This is a genomic window from Agrobacterium sp. BT-220-3, assembly GCF_025910175.1.
GTDB lineage: Bacteria > Pseudomonadota > Alphaproteobacteria > Rhizobiales > Rhizobiaceae > Agrobacterium > Agrobacterium oryzihabitans.
Genome location: NZ_JAPAIX010000002.1, coordinates 1 through 15191 on the forward strand (window position 1 = coordinate 1; position 15191 = coordinate 15191).

Annotated in this window: 15 protein-coding genes; 3 read left to right on the forward strand and 12 right to left on the reverse strand. The window is 59.8% G+C overall.

Annotated features, from left to right (window positions below):
- Positions 1-291 (forward strand): TOBE domain-containing protein (locus OK142_RS06645; RefSeq protein WP_498681766.1); only part of this gene is annotated, 291 nt, incomplete at its 5' end.
- A 229-nt stretch (positions 292-520) separates the two neighbouring features.
- Here OK142_RS06645 and OK142_RS06650 read toward each other — a convergent pair.
- The 9 genes from OK142_RS06650 to aztA all read right to left on the reverse strand — a co-directional run bounded on the left by OK142_RS06650 (position 521) and on the right by aztA (position 9614).
- Positions 521-1597 (reverse strand): ABC transporter ATP-binding protein, encoded by a 1077-nt coding sequence (locus OK142_RS06650; protein WP_498681767.1) that lies wholly within the window; start codon positions 1595-1597, stop codon positions 521-523.
- A gap of 4 nt (positions 1598-1601) precedes the next feature.
- Positions 1602-2432: a carbohydrate ABC transporter permease gene (locus OK142_RS06655; protein WP_003499970.1), complete on the reverse strand. Its 831-nt coding sequence runs from the start codon at positions 2430-2432 to the stop codon at positions 1602-1604.
- A 3-nt stretch (positions 2433-2435) separates the two neighbouring features.
- Positions 2436-3380, reverse strand: coding sequence for a carbohydrate ABC transporter permease (locus OK142_RS06660; RefSeq protein ID WP_003499971.1), 945 nt, complete (start codon positions 3378-3380; stop codon positions 2436-2438).
- A 151-nt stretch (positions 3381-3531) separates the two neighbouring features.
- Positions 3532-4791: an ABC transporter substrate-binding protein gene (locus OK142_RS06665; protein ID WP_444759906.1), complete on the reverse strand. Its 1260-nt coding sequence runs from the start codon at positions 4789-4791 to the stop codon at positions 3532-3534.
- A 37-nt stretch (positions 4792-4828) separates the two neighbouring features.
- Entirely contained in the window at positions 4829-6004 is a 1176-nt protein-coding gene (locus tag OK142_RS06670) for a PLP-dependent transferase (RefSeq protein WP_498681770.1), read from the reverse strand.
- Positions 6001-6693 (reverse strand): FadR/GntR family transcriptional regulator, encoded by a 693-nt coding sequence (locus OK142_RS06675; RefSeq protein WP_003499983.1) that lies wholly within the window; start codon positions 6691-6693, stop codon positions 6001-6003. Before OK142_RS06675 ends, OK142_RS06670 begins: the two co-directional genes overlap by 4 nt.
- Positions 6694-6879: 186 nt before the next feature.
- Positions 6880-7899 (reverse strand): zinc ABC transporter substrate-binding protein AztC, encoded by a 1020-nt coding sequence (aztC, locus tag OK142_RS06680; protein WP_498681772.1) that lies wholly within the window; start codon positions 7897-7899, stop codon positions 6880-6882.
- 28 nt (positions 7900-7927) lie between these two features.
- Entirely contained in the window at positions 7928-8794 is an 867-nt protein-coding gene (gene aztB, locus OK142_RS06685) for a zinc ABC transporter permease AztB (RefSeq protein WP_003499987.1), read from the reverse strand.
- A complete protein-coding gene (gene aztA, locus OK142_RS06690; protein WP_216332390.1) occupies positions 8787-9614 on the reverse strand; it encodes a zinc ABC transporter ATP-binding protein AztA in 828 nt (275 codons plus the stop codon). Before aztA ends, aztB begins: the two co-directional genes overlap by 8 nt.
- Before the next feature lie 434 nt (positions 9615-10048).
- On the opposite strand from aztA, the gene OK142_RS06695 reads away from it, so the two are divergent.
- Complete coding sequence (locus OK142_RS06695) at positions 10049-11254, forward strand: GTP-binding protein (protein ID WP_082185871.1); 1206 nt, start codon at positions 10049-10051, stop codon at positions 11252-11254.
- Positions 11255-11413: 159 nt separating this feature from the next.
- Here the strand turns inward: OK142_RS06695 and OK142_RS06700 are convergent, their stop codons facing one another.
- The 3 genes from OK142_RS06700 to OK142_RS06710 all read right to left on the reverse strand — a co-directional run bounded on the left by OK142_RS06700 (position 11414) and on the right by OK142_RS06710 (position 13329).
- A complete protein-coding gene (locus OK142_RS06700; RefSeq protein WP_498681774.1) occupies positions 11414-11851 on the reverse strand; it encodes a YqaA family protein in 438 nt (145 codons plus the stop codon).
- Positions 11852-11932: 81 nt separating this feature from the next.
- Positions 11933-12226, reverse strand: coding sequence for a hypothetical protein (locus OK142_RS06705; RefSeq protein ID WP_082185869.1), 294 nt, complete (start codon positions 12224-12226; stop codon positions 11933-11935).
- A complete protein-coding gene (locus OK142_RS06710; protein WP_498681776.1) occupies positions 12223-13329 on the reverse strand; it encodes a CobW family GTP-binding protein in 1107 nt (368 codons plus the stop codon). The genes OK142_RS06705 and OK142_RS06710 overlap by 4 nt, the downstream gene beginning before the upstream one ends.
- A gap of 516 nt (positions 13330-13845) precedes the next feature.
- Between OK142_RS06710 and ugpB the strand changes: the two genes are divergently transcribed.
- Positions 13846-15156 (forward strand): sn-glycerol-3-phosphate ABC transporter substrate-binding protein UgpB, encoded by a 1311-nt coding sequence (ugpB, locus tag OK142_RS06715; protein WP_498681778.1) that lies wholly within the window; start codon positions 13846-13848, stop codon positions 15154-15156.
- The last annotated feature ends 35 nt before the right edge of the window (positions 15157-15191 follow it).

A 15191-nucleotide genomic window follows, 5' to 3' on the forward strand; every position in this document is an offset into this window, starting at 1 on the left:
CCACGCATGAACCTGGTGACCGGCGATTACGCCCGCAGCAAGGGCGCCACCACCGCCGGTGTGCGGCCCGAGCACCTGAAGCTGTCGAAGGACAGCGGCCTGTGGCAGGGCAAGGTCACCGTTGCCGAACATCTCGGATCGGATACCTTCCTGCATCTCGAGGTGTCAGGCATCGGCCCGATCACCGCCCGCACCGACGGCGAGTTCGAATGCAAACATGGCGATACCGTCTTCATTACGCCCGACGAGACAAAGATCCACAGGTTCGATGAAAAGGGTAAGGCGATATGACGGGGAGACTGGAAGGATAATCTGACGCCAGAGGCGCGGCGTTTGCGAAGGCTCCCAACTTTCCGTCATTCCGGCCTTGAGCCGGAATCCAGCCAGCCCAAGTCCTTGGGCTGAAAGGGGTCTCTCGCCGCGCAGACGCGCGTCGGCTGGATTCCGGCTCAAGGCCGGAATGACGGAGGTGGATGTGCAACCGCACAGAAAATCTTCCTGCCGAGTACTATGCCAAACCTCACGCCTCGCCGATCCTGACACCGTCTCTGTCAAAGACATGAAGCCGTTCCTGCGGGAAACCGACCCGCAGGAACTTGCCCGGCTGCAACAGCGCCCGGTCCGATGAAAACAGCTTGAAGGGCAATCCGTGTACGGTGAGATGCAGGATGACGCCGAGGCCGGTCGGCTCAACGAGATCGACGGTTGCCTCGACACCGCCCTCGGCGGGCGAAACAGTGACATGTTCCGGCCGGATGCCGAGTGTGACAGGTTCACCGTCGGCAAGCTTCACATCGCGGGCGAGTTCAAGGCGCGTGCCATCGCCGAGCACAACGAAACTGCCGCCATTCTCCCGTCCGATCCGCCCTTCCAGAAAATTCATGCCCGGTGAGCCGATGAAACCAGCGACGAAAAGATTGGCGGGGCGATCGTAAAGATCGAGCGGCGCGCCGATCTGCTGCACATGGCCGGCATTCATCGCGACAATACGCGAGGCGAGCGTCATCGCCTCGATCTGGTCATGGGTGACGTAAACCGAGGTTGCGCCAAGATCGGCATGCATGCGCTTGATTTCGGCGCGCATCTGCTCGCGAAGCCGGGCATCGAGATTGGAGAGCGGCTCATCGAACAGGAAGGCCTTGGGCTGGCGCACGATGGCGCGGCCCATGGCAACGCGCTGGCGCTGGCCGCCGGAGAGCGCCTTTGGACGGCGCGCCAGATAGGGATCGAGCCCGAGCTTTGCGGAGGCGCCGGCCACGGCGGCCGCAATGGTTTCCTTGGTGCTGCGGCGCAGGCGCAAGCTGTAGCTCATATTGTCGGCGACACTCATATGCGGATAGAGGGCATAGGACTGGAACACCATGGCGATGTCGCGATCCTTCGGTCTGCGATCGTTGACACGCTCGCCGTCGATGGACAAATCACCTGATGATATCTCTTCCAGACCCGCGATCATGCGCAGAAGCGTCGATTTTCCGCAGCCGGAGGGGCCGACGAGGACGATGAACTCGCCGTCCTCGATCTTGAGATCGACGCCATGCAGCACGGCGAAGTCGCCATAGGTCTTGCCGACATTCTTCAGCTCGATGGAAGCCATGGGATTATCCTTTCACCGCGCCGGCCGTCAGGCCCTGCACGAGATAACGTTGAATGAGCAGGAAGAAGAGGCAGGCCGGAATGAGCGCCAGAACGCCCGCGGCCATCATCTGCCCGAAATCGACGGAAAATTTGGAAACGAAGGTCAGGAGCCCGACCGGGAAGGTGGCGCTCTGATTGCCCGAAATCAGCATCAGCGCAAACAGAAGCTCGCTCCACGCGGCGGTGAAGACGAAGCCGAGCGTTGCGGCGATGCCCGGCAAGGTGAGCGGCAGGATGATCTGGCGGAAGGCCGTAAACCGGCTTGCCCCGTCAATCATCGCCGCCTCTTCCAGATCCTTCGGAATGCCATCGAAGAACGACTGCATGAGGAAGGTGGCGAAGGGCACGTTGAAGGCGGTGTAGACGATGACGAGGCCCGTCAGGCTGTTGGTGAGGCCGAGCGGCGACAGCATCTTGAAGATCGGCGCGACCAGCATGACCAGCGGAAACATCTGGGTAATCAGCATCAGCGCGACGATCCAGTATTTGCCCTTGAAGCGGAAGCGCGACAGCGCATAGCCTGATAGTGACGAGAGTACCGTGACGGCAAGCGCCGTGGAGCCGGCGACGATGACACTGTTCTTAAAAAACGTCGGGAAGGCACTGTTTTCTATGACGAAACGATAGTGATCCCATGTCGCGCGCGAGGGCCACATCCGCACACCTTCGCTGTAAAGCAGGTCATTCGGCGTGACGGAGACCTTGAGCAGCCAGAACAGCGGAAAAAGCGCAAAGGCGATATAGGCGAGGATCGCGAGGCGATGGGCAAGGGTGAGGAATATCCTTGATGTCATCGGTCAGTCCTTCTCGATCAGGCGCTGGCGCAACAGCACGATCAGCATGGAATAGGCCAGAAGCAGCACCAGAAGCACCAGCGCGATGGCCGAGGCATAACCGAAATCGAGACGTCGGAAGGCCTGCGTGAAGATATAGCTGGCGACGATCTGCGTGCGGTCGGCCGGTCCCCCATTGGTCATGACGATGATGAGATCGGCGAAATTGGCGATCCAGACGGTGCGCAGCAGAATGGTGATGGCGATGGTGGGCGCGAGAAACGGCAGGGTGATGGAGGTGAAACGCTGCAGCGGGTTTGCCCCGTCGATTTCCGCAGCCTCGTAAAGATCGCGCGGGATCGCCTGCAATGCGGCAAGCAGGGTGATGGCGAAGAAGGGAATACCCCACCAGACATTGGCAATAATCGGCCCCCACATGGCGAGATGCGGATCGGCGAGAATATTGTTGGGCGCAGATAAAAGCCCGAGCGAGACCATCCAGTGCGGCAGCGGGCCGATGACCGGGTTGAACAGCCACGCCCAGTTGAGACCGGCAAGGAAGGTCGGCACGGCCCATGGCAGGAATACCAGCGCCTGCGCCAGCCCCCTGCCCGCAAAGGGTTTATCGAGCAGCAGCGCCAGAATGAGGCCGAAGAAGAATTGCAGGAAAACCGAAGCGCCCGTCCACCACAGCGTATTTTTCAGCGCCCGGTAAAAGGCCGCATCCTGCGACAGCGCCTCCAGATGTTTCAGGCCAACGAAACCGCCGGAAAACGGATTGAGCAGCTGCACATCGCGAAAGGCATAGGAAAGGCCGAGTACCAGCGGCACCAGCATGACGGCGACGATGAGCACCAGCACGGGCGCGCTGTAGAGCCAGGGTTCGGCCCAATCGGCAAACCTTCGCATCGCGGGTTTGCCAGCCGGTTTGCGCGCGGCCACCGGCCCGGCACCATGGGCATAGGACATTGTATCGCTCCCTGAACGGACGACGGAACGGACGGGTTTTCCAGCCTCTCGGCTTACCGATCCGAAAAATTGCAGGAAAAGGCCTGTCGCAGCGAAGGCCGGCAAGACCCGCCGCACGGGCATTTTTCGCCCGCGCGGCTGGTCAGTGTCGTTACTTCGAGGCCAGGAACTTCTGCTGTGCCTTGGTCATGTAATCAGCCCATTGCTTGGCGAGGTCTTCCGGCGTGATATCGCCGAGAAGCGCTTCCTGCGATGTCTTGATCACAAGCGAATCCTTGAAGAAGGCGAATTCCTCAAGATAGGTCGGCATCGTCGTCGGCACGGCGTTCTTGTCGGCGAGTTCGTCGAACCAGCCCTTGAACTGCTCGCTGGCATAGAAGGGATCCTTCTCCGCCGACTTGTGCACCGGCAGCGCGCCGGTCTTCTTGTTCCACTCGATATTGCCTTCCGGCCCTTCAAGCGTCTCGATCAGCTTCCAGGACAGGTCCTTGTTCTCGGATTTCGACATCATCGACCAGCCGGCAAAACCGATGGTCGGGAAAGTCTTGCCGTCAGGTCCCTTGGGCATGGTCATGACGCCGAAATCTTCCGGCTTCATGCGCTGGGCGATGGCGATAAGGGCATCGGGATCCTGATCAAGGAAAGCGCAGGTGCCGGAATAAAAGCCGGCGACGATCTCGTTGAAGCCCCAGTTGACGCTGTCCTTCGGCGCCAGCCCGTTCTTGTAGAGATCAATCACATAGGTCAGGCCCTTCACCCAGCCGGGGCTGTCGAAGGTGGATGTGCCGTCCTTGGTGAAAAACTCGTTCGAGCCCGCCATGGATGCACCGAACATGACCCAGCCGTTAAGGCCACCCGGCCCGCCGCGAAGGCAATAGCCGTATTTGCCGGGAAGTGCCGCGACCTTCTTGGAGGCATCGGCGAACTCGTCGAGCGTCTTCGGCGGCTCCTTCACGCCGGCCTGTTCCAGCAGTTTCTTGTTGTAGAACATGGCCCTGAGGTAGAAACCATAGGGCAGCATATAGGCCGTTTCCTTCACGTCGCGGCCGAGTTCGAGCGTGCGCTCGCTGAGGCCTGCTGTGTGCTCCCACTTGGCGAGATAGGGCTCGAGGCTTTCGAGCATGCCGTTATTGGCGTAGAGCGAAAGCCAGGTGTCGGGCATTTCCATCACGTCGGGAATATCGCCGGCCGACACCATGGTGGCGAATTTCTGGAAGGCTTCGCTCCACGGAAGGGAGATGATTTCCACCTTGGTGCCGGGATTGGCCGCTTCGAATTTCGAAACGATGCCCTTCAGCGTTTCCGTCCGCTCGGGACTTGTGATGACTTCGACCAGTTTCAAGGTCGTGTCCGCCAGCGCCGTTCCGGTCATCAGGGCGGTGAAGATTGCTGCTGCTACCAGTTTTTTCATGTCGTTCTCCCCTTTTTGTCGTCGGTTTAAAAACGCGTCAGGCGGCGGCAGACGCCGCCTTGATCGCGGGTTCGAGGTCGTTCCAGAGCGCCTCCGTGCCCTCCAGTCCGATATGCAGGCGCACCGAACGCGCGCTGATGCCGAAGGTGTGGGCGGAGTTCGGCTGCGCCTTCTGTTCGAGCACCACTTCGCCGGGGACGATCAGGCTTTCGTGCCCGCCCCAGGAAACACCCAGTTTGAAAAGCTTGAGGCGGTCGGCAAAAGCGCGCACATCCACCCCTTCCTTGAAAATGAAGGAAAACAGGCCGGACGTGCCATTGAGGCCGGGCGGCAGGCGGTTCGCCAGCCCCGGATGGCAGACCTTCTCCACCACATCGAGCGCCTGCAGGCGGGTTGCGATCTCAAGCGCCGAGGCCTGATGCGCCTTCATGCGCAGCGGCAGGGTGCGAAGCCCGCGAATGAGCAGCCAGGCATCGAAAGGCGACATCTTGCCGCCGAGATAGGGATAGGTCTCCGCCCGGATGCGGTCGATCATCGCCTTGGAACCAGCCACCACACCGGACACCACATCGCTGTGCCCGCCGAGATATTTCGAGGCCGAATGCACGACGAGATCGACGCCGAGCGTAATCGGCTGCTGGAAGACCGGACTTGCCCAGGAATTGTCTATGACGGTGACGGCGCCGTGCCGCTTGCCAATCGCGGCGAGTGCACCGACATCATGGGCCTCCATCACCCAGCTGGTCGGGCTTTCCATGTAAAACAGTTTTGCGCCCGGCATCGCCTTTTCAACCGCCGCCTCATCGCGGCCGTCAACATAGGTCACCTCGATATTCATGCGCTGCATGAAGGTGCCGAACAGGCGGAACGCATCGGGATAGACATGGCGGACCGCGACGATACGGTCACCCGGCGAGACGAAGGAGAGCACGGTGGAGGAAATGGCCGACATGCCGCTTGCAAAACCGAGCGCATCTTCGGCACCTTCCAGCTTCGCCAGCATCTCCTCGAACAGGCGCACGGTGGGGTTCAGCCCGCGCGTATAGACCGGCCGCACCTTTTCGCCGCGATAGGTGGAGACCATCTCGTCATAGCTGGAAAAGGTAAAAAGCGAGGTCTGCACGAGGGGCGGCACCACGGCTTCAAAAGCGTGGGTCTCGTCATGCGCGACGATCAGGGAGGCGGGATCGAAGAGATCGTTGCCTTGGTTCATTTCGACATGTCCTTGATATCCTCCTCGACGACGGCGAGGATTTTCAGTGTTTCTTCACGGGCGGTCTCCGCATCGCCGGCGGCGATGGCGTTGAACAGCGTGCGGTGAAAGGGAAAGGAGCGACCGGCAAAATCCGGGCGGTCGAACGGCTTCGACCAGAAGCGTTCAAAACCTTCGCGCATCTGCTCCAGAAGCTGCTTGAAAAGCGTGTTGTGGGTGGCATCGTAGATCGAAAGATGAAAGGCAAGGTCGGCCTTGCCGGAGGTTCCCTCGGCCAGATGCACCCGCTCCATTTCGTCGAGCCGCGCTTCCATCGTGGCGATATCCTCAGCCGTCCGGCGGCGCGCGGCGGCCATGGAGGCTTCCACCTCAATGCCGCGCCGCACTTCCAGCGTCATCAGCAGCGCGTCGCGCAGGCTCTCCGCATCGATGGAAATCGGCATATGCACGGTGGCGGCGGAAATAGGCTTCAACAGATAATTGCCGCTGCCCTTGCGGCTGTCGATGACGCCAAGCGCCTGAAATTTGCGGATGACTTCACGGATGGTGGAACGGCCGACACCGAGCGCCACCATTAGTTCCCGCTCGGCCGGCAGCCGGTCGCCAGCCTTCAGCCCTGCTCTCTCGACATAGTCCGAAAGTGCGGCCTCAACCTGGCGAACGCGGTCGCTGGGCGGAATAGGCTGCATCAGTTCGCGGCTGGATCTGTCCAAGACGTGCCCTTTAAATTGGTCTGACATCTTACCATTTCAAAAGGTAAATCGATTGTCAACCAGCATGGGGCGAAGCAAATCCGGCAGGCAGAGCGGGACTGCCCCAAAAAATAGGGAGGGTGACGCGGATCACCCTCCCCAGGCTCACAGAAAATCGAGGACTTACTGGCTGAGAACAGCCGCCTTGATGGTATTGATGTTGTGGTTGACCATGTCGATATAGGTCGCGGCCGGGCCGTCAGCCGTGGAAAGCGCGTCGGAATAGAGCGTGCCACCCACCTTCAGGCCGGTTTCGCTGGCGATCTGGTCCACCAGCCGCTTGTTGGTGATGTTTTCGACGAAGATGGCCGAGGCCTTGTCGTGCTTGATCTGGTCCACAAGCTTGGCGACGTCGGCCGCCGATGCTTCCGATTCCGTCGAGACGCCTTCGGGCGCCAGGAATTCAAGGCCATAGGCGTGCTCGAAATATCCGAAGGCGTCATGCGAGGTGATGATGACGCGTTTCTCCGGCGGAATGGTGGCAATCTCGGTCTTCACCTTCTCGTTCAAAGCCGCAAGCTTGGCGACGTAGGCTTCGGAATTGGCGGTGTAAGTGGCGCAACCCGCCTTGTCGACCTCGCAAAATGCACCGGCGATGTTCTTTACGTAGATTTCCGCATTCTTGATCGACTGCCAGGCATGCGGATCGAACTCGCCATGATGGTGGTGCCCCTCATGGTCGTGGTCATGCGCCTCAGCGGATTCGAGCTTGTGACCCGCCTCCTCTGCCTTGTGGTCGTGAGCTTCCTCTTCTTCTGCCTCCGGATGGGCGTGACCGGCCGGCTCGTCGGAAAGCTTCAGCGGTTCCACGCCCTTGGTCAGTTCCACCACCGGCGCCTTGGTGCCGCTGGTGTCGATCAGCCGCTTCAGGAAACCTTCGAATTCAAGGCCGTTGACCAGCACCACATCCGCCTTGCTGACGGCGACGGCATCGGCCGGGCGCGGCTCATAGACATGCGCATCGCCATCCGGCCCGACGAGCGTGGTGATCTCGACGCGGTCGCCGCCGACATTTTTGGCAAAATCGGCGATGATCGAGAAGCTGGCCACGACCTTGAGTTCGGCGGCGGACGCCTGCGCCATCAGGACCGGGGAAAGGGAGAGAAGGCTAGCGCAAGTGGCTAGACGGAAGGTTTTGAACATGAGGTTCTCCTTTTTCGAACGCTGTTTTTCAGGCCGTTCTGTGACGACCGGAACCGAGAAGATCGCTGAGCACGCCACGCGTGCCGACGAGAATGGAGAGCGCATAGATGACGCCCGCAGAGAGGATGATCGCCGGGCCGGATGGCAGCGACGCGTGATAGGAAAGAAGCAGGCCCGCAAAGCAGGAGACAATGCCGATGCCGATGGAGATGAAACACATGGGCGCGACGCGGTTGGACCAGAAGCGGCTGGCGGCGGCGGGCAGCATCATCAGCCCCACCGAAAGCAGGGTTCCAAGCGCCTGAAACCCGCCGACCAGATTGAGAACGACGATGGCGAGGAAGAGGAAGTGCACGGGGCTGCCCCAGTTGCTGACGGAGCGCAGAAACAGGGGATCGAGGCATTCCGCCAGCAGCGCCCGCCAGAACACCGTGATCACCCCCAGCGTCACGATGCAGATCCCGCCGATCAGGCCTAGCGCTTCATTGTTCAACGCAAGCACCGTTCCGAAAAGCACATGCATGAGATCGACGCTGGAGCCGCGCCACGAGACGAGCAGCACGCCAAGCGCCAGCGAAATGAGATAAAAGGCGGCAAGCGAGGCGTCTTCCTTCTGGATGGTGAAACGCGATACCGCACCGGCACCGAGCGCGACCAGAAGGCCGACAACCAGCCCGCCGATGGTCATCGGCAAAATCTCAAGGCCATAAAACAGAAAGCCGACGGCAGCACCCGGCAGGATGGCGTGTGACATGGCGTCACCCGTCAGGCTCATGCGGCGCAGCATCAGAAAAACTCCGACCGGCCCGCAACTGATGGCAAGGATCAAGGCGCCGGCAAGGGCGCGCTGCATGAAGACATACTGAACGAATGGTTCGATGAAGATATCAGCCATGGGCATTCGAATTCGCGTGGGAGGGGGAATGAGAATGTGCGGGCGCCACCGGCGAACTTACGGCGCGCGTATTGAGCACAGGTGCGTCAGCCGGTTCACACCAGGGCGCATTTTCCTCCCACGCCTCGTGGAAATGCCGCGCCTGCCGGATGTTATCCGCCTTCAGGACGTCGGCCGTCGGGCCAAGTCCAACGAGTTTTCGTGCGAGGAACAGCGTCTGCGGGAAATGCTGCCGTACCAATTGCTGGTCATGGAGAACGGCCAGAACAGTCCGCCCCTCAGCAACCCAGGCCTCGATCATCGCCAGAAGATCGGACACGGTGCGCTCGTCGACGGCGTTGAATGGTTCATCCAGCAGAATCAGTTGCGCATCCTGCAACATGGCGCGTGCAAACAGGGCGCGCTGCAGCTGGCCGCCGGAGAGTGAATCGATATTGCGCTTTTCAAAACCGGAAAGCCCGACCACTTCCAGCACGCGGGCCATCGCCACCCGATCCTCAGAACGGTGGCGGCCGAGCAGGCCGCGCCTCGGCCAGAGACCAAGCGCAACGAGATCACGCACCTGCGCCGGAAAGGTACGGTCGAGTTCAGATTGCTGCGGCAGATAGGCAATGGAAACGCCGGGGCTGACACGGCATTCACCGCCGAGTGGCTTCAGAATGCCGGCAATACCCTTCATCAACGTCGATTTTCCCGACCCATTGGCGCCGACCACCGCCGTGAGCGAGCCCTTGGCGATATCGCCATCCAGATGATGCACCGCTGCGCGGCCGCCATATCCAAGCGTCAGATTTTTGAAGGCAAGGCACGGATCGTTCATCGATCCCTCCGGGGCAGGATTTCAATTGATGACCCCTAATATGTAATGTTATTACATTCGTCAAACGAATACGTAATGAAATAACATTAACTCTTGGAAAGGCGGACTCTACCCCACCCACGCCGTCACCCTCGGGCTTGCCTCGAGGGTCCATGGTCGCACCGGGCTATGGATCCTCGGGTCGAGCCCGAGGATGACGGCAAGTGTAGCGCCAGCCTTATCGTCAATGACGAGAGGGCACTTTTTACTCGTCCGCGCGAGCGACTATCCGACTTGACCCGCAATTTTCCGACCACATGTTGACACGATGCATGCATGTAATGTTATTACGTTACATATCGGGAAACAATGGTGCAGTAAGCCACATCGTTTCCAGATCGCCTGCCGTGGCCGCTGTGAAGCCCACAATACCGTTGCTATAAAACGAGGTCCTGATGTCGAAAAAACTCCCTGTCACCGTCCTCTCCGGCTTTCTCGGCGCCGGCAAAACGACGCTTCTGAACCATATACTCGCCAACCGCGATGGTCTGCGGGTCGCGCTGATCGTCAACGACATGAGCGAGATCAATATCGACGCGGCACTGGTGCGCGATGGCGGCGCCAATCTTTCCCGCACCGAGGAACTGCTTGTGGAAATGACCAATGGCTGCATCTGTTGCACGCTGCGCGATGATCTTCTGACAGAGGTGCGGGCACTCGCCGAACAGGGGCGGTTCGATTATCTCCTGATCGAATCCACTGGCATCGCCGAGCCGCTTCCGGTCGCAGCCACCTTCGATTTTCGTGACGAGAACGGCCGCAGCCTTTCCGATGTGGCGCATCTCGACACCATGGTGACGGTGGTGGATGCCGCCAATCTTCTCAATGACTATGGCTCTTCCGATTTTCTGGCAGACCGTGGCGAGACGGCGGGCGAAGGTGACAACCGAACCATCGTCGACCTTCTGGTGGAGCAGATCGAATTCGCCGATGTCGTCGTCTTGAACAAGATCGGCACCGCGACGCCGGATGAGCGGGACGCCGCCCGCAAGATCATCGTCGGGCTGAACCCGGATGCGAAACTCATCGAGGCGGATTTCGGCAAGGTGGAACTGAAAGAAGTGCTGGGCACCGGCCGTTTCGATTTCGCCAGAGCCGAAGAACATCCCCTGTGGTTCAAGGAACTGCACGGTTTCAAGGACCATATTCCCGAGACCGAGGAATATGGCATCCGCTCCTTCGTCTATCGCGCCAAGAAGCCGTTCGATCCCGTGCTGTTCCAGCGCTTCATTGACCGCGCCTGGCCGGGCGTGGTGCGCGCCAAGGGGTTCTTCTGGCTGGCCACCCGGCCGGGTTATGTCGGCGAGATCAGCCAGGCGGGCGCACTGGTGCGCACCGGCAAGATGGGCCTGTGGTGGTCTGCCGTGCCCAGGGAACAATGGCCGCGCGAACAGCAGTTTCTCGACATGATGAAGCCCTATCTCGATCCGGTCTTTGGCGACCGCCGGCAGGAAATCGTCTTCATCGGCTCCGATCCGATGAGCGAAGCGCGCATCCGCGCCCAGCTTGATGCCTGCCTTATCGACACCGAGGCTTTCACGCCGGATGCGTGGCGGCACCTGCCCGATCCCTTCGCCAGCTGGGATCGGCAGGCGGCTTGAGTAAAGCTTTTTGGCTAAGGCGAAGCATCCACACGCCGTCACCCCGGACTAGATCCGGGGTCCAGCCCGATCAAGTCCTTGATCGCGAAAGAGTGTTTTCACGGCGCAGACGCGCCGTGGCTGGATGCCGGATCAAGTCCGGCATGACGACGAGAGAATTCAGAGAAAATTCAGCGTCACCAGCGTCAGCACGAGATAACGCCCAACCTTGGCGATGGTGACGAGCAGAAGAAAAATCGGCAGCGGCTCCTTCATGATCCCGGCGGCAACCGTCAGCGGATCGCCGATCAGCGGCGCCCAGCTTAAAAGGAGCGACCATTTGCCGTAACGCCTGTACCAGTTCTGCGCCCTTTGCAGCGCCGCTTCACCGACGGGAAACCAGCGCCTGCGCCGAAAGCGCTCGATGCCTCGGCCGAGCAGCCAGTTGGCGAAGGAGCCGGCGACATTGCCGGCGCTCGCCACAGCGACCAGCAGCCAGACGGGCTGGGCTTTCAAAAGAATGAGGCCGGCAAGTGCGGCCTCCGACTGCATGGGCAGGATGGTCGCCGCGACAAAGGCCGTCAGAAACAAGCCCGCATATACCGCCAGATCGGCCATCCCTTCCCCTTCACAATCAGCGAATCGTGCCGCCGCCGCCCAAGTGCCGGATGACGGTGGTTGCCGTCAAGCGCGGCGGTGTTACTCACGGCCGGCTTCAGGCGGTTCGGCGGCAATGGCGCTGACAATATCGTCAAACGCGACATCCAGAAGTGCCTTGTGAACAGACCATTGCCGGCTTTCGCCGGATGTGGACAGAACGAGGATCACGGTTTCCATGGGCGGGCAATCCGGCAGCGCGCAGGAAAGCTCGCTGACGGAAACGGTGTCATCCGCTGAGAGGCAAAGCAGCTCCCGTGTCCATTGCTTCAGAAGGCGGGCCTGCGAAACGATGGCAGAGCCGCTGCGCGCCAGCGGATTTGTTCTCGCCGTCATCGATAAACCTTTCGCCCCGCCTGTGAGGCCAATGTGTCAAAAAGATCGCGGATCGGCCGCTGCGGCATATCCCTGCCGATGAGGATGACTCGCGTCGCGTGGTTGCCGTCAGGCCAGCGCTCCAGCCGACTCAGCGGATAAAGCCGGTGTTGCACGGCATGGGCGACCACCGGACGCTCCGGATCATCCGTCGCGCCGAAAATTCCCTTGAGCCGCAGCAGACCGGAATGCACATTGCTGGTGACGAGTTCGAGAAAGGTAACAATCGCCTGCGGGTCGAACGCCCCGTCAAATGTCAGATCGAAAGCCTCGATACCCGCACCATGTCGGTTGATATCATGGTCATGGCCGGCATGCAGGTTCAGCCTGTCGACCGCCAGCCATCCCGGCACATCCTCCGGCTTGCCGCGCAACGAATAATTCGCCTCCGCAAACAGCGACAGAAGATCGAAATCGCCTGCGTTGCGGTCATGCAGGGCGGCGGCGGGATTGAGATCGGAGAGGCTTTCGCGGCTCATCGCGGTTGCATCGGCGAGATCGGTTTTGGTCAGAACGATGTGGTCGGCAAAGGCGAGCTGTTTCCAGCCCTCGATGAAACTGTCGAGCATTACCCGACCCGAGGTGACATCGAAGGCCGTGACGACGCCCGAGAGATGAAAGTGCCGGGCGACGATATGGTCCCGCAGGCCGATAGCCGCTGTGCCGCCGGGGATCAGGCTGTTGATAATCGGCGCGGGATCGGCAAGGCCCGTGGTTTCGATGACAACCCGCGATATTTCCGACGTCATCCCCTCCAGAAAGGCCTGATGCAACTCGTAAAGGGAGGTTCGGATATCGCTGATGGCCGTGCAGCAGATACAGCCTGTCGTAGTTCTGAAATAACGTTCCGAACCCGTTCGGACCAGACCGTGATCGATGGGCACCGAACCAAACTCGTTGACGATGACGGCGGCATCGCGCATCGCCGGATCGGCCAGAAGTTCGTTCAGAAGCGTGGTCTTGCCCGCACCCAGAAAGCCGGTGAGCAGGGTGACCGGTACGGTGCGGGAGGATGGCGCGACAGCCGAATCGTCTTTTGGTGCAATTGCCTTCTTCCGCTTCATTCCGAACACTGCCGCACCTTTATGGTTATAGGATTTGCGGCACTTTAATACGTAATGTAATAACATATCAATACCACAAAAGCACCCGCATCCTCCCACCCTCATTCCTGTGCTTGTCACAGGAATCCAGCCGACGCGCGTCTGCGTGGCGGTATGAGTCTTTTCAGCCCAAGGACTTGGTCTGGCTAGATTCCTGTGACAAGCACAGGAATGAAGGGAGGCTGTGTCTCAAGAAAAATCACCAACGCCGCATCCGAGGAGCCTCTCCCAACGCCCTATCACGCAGCACGAGCACGAGCACGAGCACGAGCACACGAAAAAACCAAAGCGCCGACAAAATGGAATAATAAAACCGTTTCGTTCACTTTCGTTTTAATCGTTCCACGTTCTATTGCATTTTCGTTAGAGTTCGCTTTAAATCACATCGCTAATACAGAAAGGGTCGCCCGTAGCCATATCGTGGAGGATAGGCTGCAATAAGGGGCTGTATCTTTTACTGTTTTCATAACGGGAGGAATGACCTTGAAAAAACTCAGCTACCGCCTCGCTGCGGCATCCGCGCTTTCGTTTTTTGTCACATCGAATGCTTTCGCTGCGACGGAGATCCAGTGGTGGCACGCCATGACCGGCGCCAATAACGAAGTCGTGGACGCGCTTGCGAAAGAGTTCAACGAAAGCCAGAAAGACTACAAGATCACGCCCGTGTTCAAGGGCACCTATCCGGAAACGCTGAATGCCGGCATTGCCGCATTCCGCGCCAAGCAGCCGCCTGCGATCATTCAGGTCTTCGATGCCGGTTCCGGCGTGATGATGGGCGCTGCCGGCGCCATCAAGCCGGTGGCGGAGGTGCTGAAGGAAGGTGGCTACACCTTCAACAAGGAAGAATATCTGGCCGGCATCGTGGCCTATTATTCCAAGCCTGATGGCACCATGCTGTCCTTCCCTTACAATTCGTCTTCGCCGATCCTCTATTACAACAAGGACACCTTCCAGAAGGCGGGTCTCGATCCGGCCAATCCGCCAAAGACCTGGCCCGAGGTGTTCGAAGCTGCCAAGAAGATCAAGACCAGCGGTGCAGCCCAATGCGGTTTCACCTCCACATGGCTCACCTGGATCCAGACCGAGAACTTTGCCGCCTGGAACAACGTCTCCTATGGCAGCAATGAAAACGGCCTTGGCGGCAACGATGTGAAGCTTGCGGTCAATGCACCGCTCTTCGTCGAACACTTCCAGGCCATTGCCGATCTCGCGAAAGACGGCACCTTCCGTTATGGCGGACGCACTTCGGAAGCCAAGCAGCTGTTCATGTCCGGCGAATGCGGCATCCTGACCGAATCCTCCGGCGGCCTTGGCGATATCGTCAAGACCGGCATGAATTACGGCATCGGCCAGCTGCCCTATTATGAGGGTCATGGCCCGCAGAACACCATTCCCGGCGGTGCCAGCCTCTGGGTATTCGGCGGCAAGAGCGATGCTGAATATAAGGGTGTTGCCGAATTCTTCCATTTCCTCTCGCAGACCAAGATCCAGTCTCGCCTGCATCAGGTCTCCGGCTACATGCCGGTAACGATCGCGGCCTATGAGGAAACCAAGAAATCCGGCTTCTACGACAAGAACCCTGCTCGCGAAACGCCGCTGCTGCAGATGATGGGCAAGCCGCCGACAGAAAACTCCAAGGGCGTGCGCCTCGTAAACCTGCCGCAGGTGCGCGACATCATGAACGAAGAGTTCGAGGCGATGCTGGCCGGCAAGCAGGATGCGAAAGCCGCCCTCGACAAGATCGTGGAGCGTGGTGACGCCGCCATCAAGCAGGCCGCCGGCAACTAAACGATCCCTGCCACCGCCCGCATTCTCAAAAAAGG